The 8,096-nt window shown below is 69.3% G+C and carries 9 protein-coding genes and 2 pseudogenes; 6 read left to right on the forward strand and 5 right to left on the reverse strand.

Annotation, left to right across the window (positions count from 1 at the left end; translation table 11 throughout):
- Positions 1-177 precede the first annotated feature (177 nt).
- A pseudogene (locus MJ783_RS20165) lies at positions 178-408 on the reverse strand (hypothetical protein); the annotation flags it as partial.
- 77 nt (positions 409-485) lie between these two features.
- Here MJ783_RS20165 and MJ783_RS20170 point away from each other — a divergent pair.
- The 3 genes and pseudogenes from MJ783_RS20170 to MJ783_RS20180 all read left to right on the forward strand — a co-directional run.
- Positions 486-797, forward strand: a complete 312-nt coding sequence (locus MJ783_RS20170) for a hypothetical protein (protein ID WP_239312678.1) — start codon at positions 486-488, stop codon at positions 795-797.
- On the forward strand, positions 794-1,333 hold the full coding sequence (locus MJ783_RS20175; protein WP_239312680.1) for a DUF5372 family protein: 540 nt from the start codon (positions 794-796) through the stop codon (positions 1,331-1,333). Before MJ783_RS20170 ends, MJ783_RS20175 begins: the two co-directional genes overlap by 4 nt.
- Positions 1,330-1,767, forward strand: a pseudogene (locus tag MJ783_RS20180) (recombinase family protein); the annotation flags it as partial. The gene MJ783_RS20175 and the pseudogene MJ783_RS20180, both read left to right, overlap by 4 nt.
- An 83-nt stretch (positions 1,768-1,850) precedes the next feature.
- On the opposite strand, the gene MJ783_RS20185 reads toward MJ783_RS20180, so the two are convergent.
- From MJ783_RS20185 to MJ783_RS20195, 3 genes are read right to left on the reverse strand one after another with little or no spacing between them, the layout of a single operon-like run.
- Positions 1,851-2,840: a tyrosine-type recombinase/integrase gene (locus MJ783_RS20185; RefSeq protein WP_239312684.1), complete on the reverse strand. Its 990-nt coding sequence runs from the start codon at positions 2,838-2,840 to the stop codon at positions 1,851-1,853.
- On the reverse strand, positions 2,837-3,772 hold the full coding sequence (locus MJ783_RS20190; RefSeq protein WP_239312686.1) for a tyrosine-type recombinase/integrase: 936 nt from the start codon (positions 3,770-3,772) through the stop codon (positions 2,837-2,839). Before MJ783_RS20190 ends, MJ783_RS20185 begins: the two co-directional genes overlap by 4 nt.
- Complete coding sequence (locus tag MJ783_RS20195; protein ID WP_255724433.1) at positions 3,769-4,083, reverse strand: tyrosine-type recombinase/integrase; 315 nt, start codon at positions 4,081-4,083, stop codon at positions 3,769-3,771. The genes MJ783_RS20190 and MJ783_RS20195 overlap by 4 nt, the downstream gene beginning before the upstream one ends.
- 90 nt (positions 4,084-4,173) lie before the next feature.
- Here MJ783_RS20195 and MJ783_RS20200 point away from each other — a divergent pair, with 90 nt between their 5' ends.
- Together MJ783_RS20200 and MJ783_RS20205 are read left to right on the forward strand one after the other, a co-directional pair.
- The gene (locus MJ783_RS20200) at positions 4,174-5,562 is read left to right on the forward strand and encodes an IS256 family transposase (protein ID WP_370651733.1); all 1,389 of its coding nucleotides are present in this window, start codon (positions 4,174-4,176) and stop codon (positions 5,560-5,562) included.
- Between the two features lie 10 nt (positions 5,563-5,572).
- Positions 5,573-5,851: a hypothetical protein gene (locus MJ783_RS20205; RefSeq protein ID WP_239312690.1), complete on the forward strand. Its 279-nt coding sequence runs from the start codon at positions 5,573-5,575 to the stop codon at positions 5,849-5,851.
- Positions 5,852-6,154: 303 nt separating this feature from the next.
- On the opposite strand, the gene MJ783_RS20210 is transcribed toward MJ783_RS20205, so the two are convergent.
- On the reverse strand, positions 6,155-7,078 hold the full coding sequence (locus MJ783_RS20210; protein WP_239312692.1) for a tyrosine-type recombinase/integrase: 924 nt from the start codon (positions 7,076-7,078) through the stop codon (positions 6,155-6,157).
- Positions 7,079-7,262: 184 nt separating this feature from the next.
- Between MJ783_RS20210 and MJ783_RS20215 the strand changes: the two genes are divergently transcribed.
- A partial coding sequence (locus MJ783_RS20215; RefSeq protein ID WP_239312695.1) for a recombinase zinc beta ribbon domain-containing protein occupies positions 7,263-8,096 on the forward strand: 834 nt, incomplete at its 3' end.

Consider the following 8,096-nt stretch of genomic DNA (forward strand, 5'->3'; position numbering starts at 1 on the left):
GGCATATTGGAAATATGCCAAGAAGTCCAGTATTCAGATTTCTCCTTAGTACCCCGCCGAACGGTTCAACGTCACTACCCGAGGCAGGAGCCCAGTGCGGTAGTCCCGCTCGCTGGGATCTGTGCGGGGGGCCGCCCGCAAGGGCGGTCCCTACCGCGACCCGTTGGAGGTGGCCGCCGGCCCGCCCGGTGCCTGGGCGATGTGCTCGTCCAGCACCGACAGGGCTACGTTGCTGAGCAACGGCGACAAGATTGACCCTTGCGGTGTGCCGGCGTCGTTCTCCCGGAGCACGCGGTCCTCGCTGAGGATCCCCGCCTTCAGAAACGCCTTCACCAGGCCCAGGACGCGTTTATCCCCTACGCGACCGCGCACCCGGTCCATGAGAGCCGAGTGCGAAATTTCGTCGAACGAGTCCGCGACACACTACTGGCATCGAGGACCTTTCCGCGGCGCTGCGATCGTACGCACATGGTGACATTTGTGCCGTGGCCGCGGTCGAGTTGCTGGTCGCCCACGTGTTCTGGCTTTTCCGGCGGGATTTCCTCGACGGGTTCGTCGAGGCGGTGGACGGGTTTGCGTGGGTGGACTGGGCCGGCGCGGTCGCCGCGGTGGACGCGGGGCGGCTGGTGTGCTCGCGGGGTGAGGACACGGTGCTGCGGGTCGCCGCGAGCCTCGCGGCGGGCGTGCCGCTCGACCTGAGCACGGTCAGCGGCCTGGACGGCCGGGTGCTCGGGCTCGCGGCCCGCGCGGTGCTGGCCGCCGGCGGCCACGGCGCCGGAGCGGAGACCGTTTCATGATCCTGGACAAGGCCTCGGTGTTCACGGTGCGGCTCACCCGGCCGGGACATCCGTTCGACGGGCGTGAGCTACGGGTGCTCGGCCGGATGCGCCGGCACGGCGCACTCGAGCTGGTCCTCGAACTACCGGACGGCAGCAAGTCCATGATGCCGGCCGCCTGGACCGACCACGCCGAGCCGGCCGCGGACGGGGAGTCGCTCCCGGCCGAGGAGCCGACCCTGGGGCGGATCACCGACCTGCTCGACCTGACACGGACTGTTGCCTCTCTGTTGCCCCGTGTTGTGTCGGGGGTTGTCGAGGCGGATATCAGGGAGCAGGTTGAGGGCTGTCCGAGACAGGAGGCCCCCGATGCCGACCCGGCTCCCGCCGAGCCAGCCGCAGCCGCACCTCCCGCTGCCCGGGCTGCCTGCGGGGGTGCCCGACGTGGCGGTGCGGTTGCCGGCCGAGGCGGTCGCGGCGGCGGTCGACCTGCTCGGCCGGCTGATCGCGGCAGCAGCCCGGACGGCGCCCTGTTCGACGCCGGGGAGCTGCGATGAGCCCGTTCGGTAAGATCACCGCCTCGCAGCTGCGGCGCGGCGCAGTCGTCTACCTGCGCCAGTCAACCCTGGCCCAGGTCGAGCGCAACCGGGAGTCGACCGCCCGGCAGTACAGCCTCGTCGAGCGGGCGGTCACGCTCGGCTGGCCGCGGGCCCGGGTCAGCGTGATCGACGCCGACCTGGGGGTGTCCGGCGCGTCGACAGCGGGCCGGTCCGGGTTCGCCGAGCTGACCCGGCAGGTCGCGCTCGGCGACGTCGGGATCGTGCTCGCTCTGGAGGTCTCCCGGCTCGCGCGCAACAACTCCGACTGGTACCGGCTGCTGGACCTGGCCGGGATGACCGACACGCTGATCGCCGACGCCGACGGCGTCTACCACCCGGGGATGTTCAACGACCGGATGCTGCTCGGGCTGAAGGGCACCATGTCCGAGGCCTTATGCCGACGTCGGGATTATGCCGACCTCGGGTCGGAAACCGCTGGTAGGAACGGCCTCCGACCCCCTGACGTCGGCATAATCTATAGGCTTTCGAGGAAGGCCAGGATGTCGTCATTGGGTTGGTAGCGACCCTGCGTGGTGTTCTGCGGCGCTGTTCGTGCGAGGGCTTTCTCTTTGATCGCGAGATCGGCGTGGATGTAGATCTGTGTGGTGGCGACGTTCTCGTGGCCTAACCAAAGGGCGATCACGGAGGTGTCGACACCGGCGTGGAGCAGGCGCATCGCGGTGGAATGACGCAGGACATGGGGTGAGATTTTCTTGCCGCGCAGCGTCGGACAAGACTGTGTAGCGGTGGCGACGTGGGTGGCCAGTCGTCGTTCCAGTCCGTCTCGGCTCAGGGGAGTGCCGCGACGGGTGGGAAACAGCGGGTCGTGCGATTGTCCCGCACGTTCGGTCAGCCAGCCGCGCACCACCGTGACGGTCGCGGGGGTCAGTGGCGTGATCCGCTGCTTGCGGCCTTTCCCGAGGCAGCTGACGTGGGCTCCGGTGCCCAGGTGCAGGTCACCGATGGTCAGTCCGATGAGTTCGCTGGCGCGCAGCCCGGTCTGGCAGGCCAGCATCAGGAGGGCCCGGTCGCGCCGTCCTGTCCAGGTGGTGGGGTCCGGCGCGTCGAGCAGTGCGGTGATCTCGGCCTCGGTGAGGTAGGTGACGATCGTGCGGTCGAAGCGTTTGGGGGGGATCGCCAGCACGCGTTGGATGACCGCGGCATCGTCGGGACGGTGCCATGCGGCGTGACGGAAGAGCGCGTGGATGGCGGCCAAGCGGGCGTTGCGGGTGCGCACGCTGTTGGCCCGGTCGGTCTCCAGATGGTCGAGGAACGCGCCGATCAGGGGTGCGTCGAGGTCGGCGATATTCAGATCGGAGGGTTGTTTGCCGGTCGTGGCGGAGGCGAAGACCAGGAGGAGTTTGACGGCGTCCCGATAGGCAGCGATGGTGTGGATACTGGCCTGACGCTGGTGATGCAGACGGTCGGTGAAAAATGACTGCAGGATCGAGGCGAGAGTACTCACGACCGGCCCTTCAGGTGCAGGTGGAGGCGTTGGCCGGCCAGGGCCATGAGTTCCGGTGCCGCCGATAGATACCAGTAGGTGTGCTTCGGATCGGTATGCCCCAGGTAGGTGGACAGATAGGGCATCATCGCCTCCACGTCGACGCCGGTGCGGTACCAGTCGAGCACGCTGGCCACGGCGAAACTGTGGCGGAGATCGTGCGGGCGAGGGCGGCAGGTCGCCGAGCGGCGGATGATCCCGGCCTGGCGGGTCAGGCGGTTGAAGGTCAGACCGATGTTCGCGTGACGCAGCCTGGTTCCGGCGGTCGATACCAACAGCGCCGGACAGATCGGGCGGGGTCGTGTCTGGTCACGCAAGTGGATGTAGTCGCCCAGGGCACCGATCGCCGTCGGGTGCAGCGGCACCAGCCGGGACTTACCGAACTTCGTGGCACGAATCGTGAGGAGGTCACGCTCGCCGTCGAGGTCGCTGGTGTCCAGGGCGATCGCTTCACCCACCCGCAGACCACCGGCCGCGAGCAGGCCGATGAGGGTCTGGTAGGTGGCCGCCCGCAGCCGTGGCCGCAGGTCGCCCGCCACGATGATGAGCTCACCGATCTCCCGGTCGGAATACAGGTACGGGGTGGCGCGGTCGGGTCCGTGGCGGATCAGATCCGCCGGCGGCACCGCGATGGTGGGGTCGAGGCCGTGGAGGTAGGCGGCAAAGCCCCGCACGGCGCTCAGGCGGATCGCTCGCCAGGCCGTCGACGCCCCGTCCGGCAGGTTCGCCCAGGCCAGGGCGTGGTCGATGGTCGGGGTCTGCGCGCCGTGGGCGTCGAGGTAGTCGACGAACTGGCCCAGGATCCTGCCGGCGGCGCGGAGTTCGTATCCGAGTGTGCGGCGCAGGGCCAGGTAGTCGGCCAACGCCTGCCGCACCGGTGGAAGGGTACTCATGCCGCCACCCCCGGCCAGGGACGGGCCAGGCGCCGCAGCCGCTCACTGTCGACCTTCGCATAGATCGCGGTCGTGCACGGACGCCGATGGCGGAGAACCTGGCCGATCTCGGCGAGGGACCCACCCGCGCCGAGCATGGCCGTGGCCGCGGAGTGCCGCAGCCGATGCGCATGGATGGGCCCCAGCCCGCAGCGGCCGCCGGCGATCGCCACCACCGTGGTGACCCCGGTGGAGGTCAGCGCCCGGTGCGGGGCCTGCGCCCGGACGAAGACCGTCCGGTCGCAGGCGGTGTCGGGGCGGGCGCGACGCAGATGGACGTGTCAGATGCTCTGTGTAAGGGGGTGGATGCCTAGAGTGCCGCTACAGGTGCGACAGAGCACCTGAAACGAAGGAGATCGTAAATGCCGAAAGTAGTCGGACAGGGACGCGAAGTCGAGGACCCGGCGGTGGTGGTACCGGCGCAGGCACGCGGGGGCCTGGTGCTGCCGGACGGGGTGGAGGAGGAGCTCGCGGCGGCGCTGGTGGCCCAGGCCCGGACGGGCGGGCCGGAGCTGAAGCTGACCGGGCCGGGCGGCCTGCTGACCGGGCTGATCAAACAGGTGCTGGAGCGGGGCCTGGCCGCCGAGCTCGACGAGCACCTGGGCTACGGGAAGGGCGACGCGGCTGGTCGTGGTGTGCCGAACTCCCGCAACGGCAGCACCCGAAAGACGGTACTGACCGAGGTCGGCCCGGTCGAGCTCGAGGTGCCCCGGGACCGGGCGGGCACGTTCGCCCCGGCGCTGGTCCCGAAGGGCGACCGCCGGGTAGGGGGCCTGTCGGACACCGTGATTTCCCTGTACGCGGGCGGGATGACGGTCCGGGACATCGGCCACCACCTGGCGCGGACGGTCGGGGTGGAGCTGTCCCACGACACGATCTCGAGGATCACCGACGAGGTCCTCGACGACGTGAAGGCCTGGCAGCACCGGCCGTTGGACGAGGTCTACCCGGTGGCGTTCGTCGACGCGCTGGTGGTGAAGGTCCGTGACGGCGGCGCGGTCCGGAACAAGGCCGTGCACCTGGCCGTCGGGGTCGACCTGGACGGCGTCAAGCACGTGCTCGGGATCTGGGTCGAGCAGGTCGAGGCCGCGCGGCACTGGGCGCAGGTGATGGCCGAGCTGCGCAACCGGGGCGTGCGCGACATCCTGATCGTGTGCTGCGACGGGCTGACCGGCCTGCCCGAGGCGATCGGCAACGCCTACGGCAGGACCACGGTGCAGACGTGTGTCGTGCACCTGATCCGGGCGGCGTTGCGGTACGTTTCCTACGCGGACCGCAAGAAGGTAGCCGCGGCGATGCGACCTATCTACACGGCGGCGAACCTCGACGCCGCGGAGGCCGCGTTGCTGGAGTTCGGCGAGTCCGAGTTCGGCCGGAAGCACCCGGCGGCGGTGGCGGTGTGGGAACGCGCCTGGGAACAGTTCGTCCCGTTCCTGGAGTTCACCCCGAACCTGCGCAGGATCATCTACACGACGAACGCGATCGAGAGTTTCAACTTCCAAATCCGGAAGATCATCAAGAATGATGGGCATTTCCCGAACAACGACGCGGTGGTGAAGCTGCTGTGGCTGGCGATCGTCGACGTCGAGGACAAGCGCGCCCGGGCCCGGGCGAAGGAAGCCGGCAAGCCGGCCGCCCAGCGCAACGCCCCGGGCCGGCTGATCGAGGGCCAACTCACCCAGGGCTGGCGGCCGGCGTTGTCCGAACTCGCCACCGCCTACCCCGGGCGCATCCCGGCCCTGGCGCTCTGACGGCGCCGCCGTGCGGGCCGTGACGACCTCCGACTACCCGGCGGACGTGGCCGCCCAGCTGGCCGCCCGCGCCGTGGTGCTCCACCCCGACGACGCCGCCGACCTCGCCTGCGCCCTGAACCACGCCGGGACGCTGCTCACCCGGCTCGCCGGCGACCCCGCCGCCGAGGCCGCCCACCACGAGCTGACCGGCGGCACCGAGCCCGAGCTGGCGGCCTTCGCTCTCGACCTGCTCGTCCACGCCGCCGACCTGACCGACCTCACCGACACGGAGGACGACCAGCCGTGAACACCCGGCACGGCGTTCCCGCCACCACCAGAAAACACCCACCGACCCGGCGCGCCGCCAACAACCTACCGGCCGGCTCCGATAAAGTAGAAACATCCCAGCCGGGCAGGAACCACGCTCCCGGGCCGGGTGCCGGAGACACGAAGAACACCCGCATAATTCCAGACGCGCGGCAGAAGCCCAGGCACGGGCGGGAATGTCCGAACCGGCCGCGGCGGCAGGCATATCGGGAATACGGGCGCAGGTACACGCAGGGCACGCGAAGAACGCTAGCGGGAAGTTAACGCACCGCGAGAACAGCCCTTACACAAAAAACCTGACAGGCTCACGCAGATAGGCGACGATGGCCTCTCCGACATCGGCCGGCAGGGGAAGCCGGTCCTGACGGTTGCCCTTGCCCCGCACAGTGATCTCGCCGTGGCGCCAGTCGATGTCGGCCAACCGCAGGTTCGCGACCTCCCCAGCCCGTAACCCCAGCCGGGACAACAGCACCAGGATCGCGTAGTCCCGGCATCCCGTCGCGGTGGACCGGTCACAGGAAGCCAGCAGCGCCGTGACCTGCCTCGGCTCCAACGCCTGGGGCAGCCCGGCCAGCGTCCAGGAGGCCACCGACGGCACCGGCACTGGACGGTCCAGGACACCGTCGACATGCACGAAGCACAGCAAAGACCGCAGCGCGGTCACCATTCGGCCCACCGACCGTGGCCACACGGCACCCCAGGACACCACGAACGCGCTCACCGCGGCCGCGTCCAGATGCTCCAGGTCCAGCTGCCCGTCAGCCTGGGAACATTCGGCCAGGAACAGGCGCGCTAGTCGCATATTCACCTCGGCTGTGGAGGCCGCCAGACCTCGTTGGGTGACCAGATAATCCCGAAACCGGATCAGCAACCGTTCCGTCGGCGTCGTCGGGGCCACCGGTTCCGCGCACGCCACCACCCCCAGCCGCCGCAGATAGTCCAGCAGCGGCCGCGCCGATCGGCGTGTCAGCGCGTTGGTATAGCCAGCCGCACGGCGCTCGGCGAAGTACGCGTCCACCGTCTCCGGCGTCAACGCGGACACCGCCAGGTCTTCTGCGACCATCCAGCGACTCAGGTGCGCCGCCAATCGCACCTGCGCCGCCGCCGACAGCGGCGTGTATCCCAACCGTTCCAACTCACCCCGGAACCCCGCGGCATACGGCTCCAGCGGGCCGCGCACCCGGGCCCACGACGGTTTGACCATCATCTTCTCCTCTCGTCAGGACCGACCCGACAGAGAAGATGATCACATTGGTGGTGGCGGGTGTCACCCCTGCGGTTATGCCGACATCCTGCCGCCGGGAACCGCCACCACCAGCGGTTTCCGACCCGAGGTCGGCATAATCCCGACGTCGGCATAAGAGGCCGAACTCCATCTGATCAAACAGCGGATGTGGCACGGACGGCTGAACAAGGCCCGCCGCGGCGAGCTCGCGTTCCCGCTTCCCTCCGGCTATGTCCGTCTCCCCTGCGGGGATGTGGTCTTCGACCCGGACGAGCAGGTGCAGACCGTTATACGCCTGATCTTCACACAGTTCGAGCGGCTGGGCACGCTGCACGGGCTGTTGCGCTATCTCGTGCGGCACGATATCCAGGTGGGCATCCGGCTGCGTGAGGGCCCCGGCAAGGGCACGCTGGAATGGCGCAGACCGAACCGGATGACACTGCAGACCCTGTTGCACAACCCCACCTACGCCGGGATCTACGCCTATGGCCGACGCCGGGTCGATCCGCGTCACCAGGACCCTGCCCGTCCCCGCACGGGCCGGGTCGTCAGGGACCGCGACGCATGGCACGTGATGATCCCGGACGTCTTCCCCGCCTCCATCACCATCGCCCAGTTCGAGGCCAACGAGGCGAAGCTGGCAGCCAACCGCGCCCGCGCCGAGGCCATGGGCACGGTCCGGGGCGGGTGCGCCCTCGTGGCCGGGCTGGTCTTCTGCGGACGCTGCGGCCGGCGCATGACCGTGCGCTACCACTCCCAGAACGGCAAGACCCTGCCGGAGTACCTGTGCGTCCGCGAGATGACGAACTACGGGGCCGCTGAGAAGTGCCAACTGCTGAACGCCGGCTGCGTGGATGCCTTCGTTCAGCAGCAGATCCTTGCCGCGCTCACCCCGGCGGCCGTGGAGGTCTCCGTGCGCGCGGCCGACCAGGTCATCGCTGAGCGCGCGCACCTGGAGAAGCTGTGGCGTCAGAAGCGGGAGCGGGCCGAGTACGAAGCC

Origin of the sequence: Protofrankia sp. Cj3 (assembly GCF_917627355.1) — a bacterium.
Taxonomy (GTDB): domain Bacteria; phylum Actinomycetota; class Actinomycetes; order Frankiales; family Frankiaceae; genus Protofrankia.

Excerpts from the sequence above, each read along its gene's own strand:
- MJ783_RS20175 (WP_239312680.1), top strand. The coding sequence starts at position 794 with ATGATCCTGGACAAGGCCTCGGTGTTCACGGTGCGGCTCACCCGGCCG.
- MJ783_RS20190 (WP_239312686.1), bottom strand. The coding sequence starts at position 3,772 with ATGAGTACCCTTCCACCGGTGCGGCAGGCGTTGGCCGACTACCTGGCC.
- MJ783_RS20200 (WP_370651733.1), top strand. The coding sequence starts at position 4,174 with ATGCCGAAAGTAGTCGGACAGGGACGCGAAGTCGAGGACCCGGCGGTG.
- MJ783_RS20210 (WP_239312692.1), bottom strand. The coding sequence starts at position 7,078 with ATGATGGTCAAACCGTCGTGGGCCCGGGTGCGCGGCCCGCTGGAGCCG.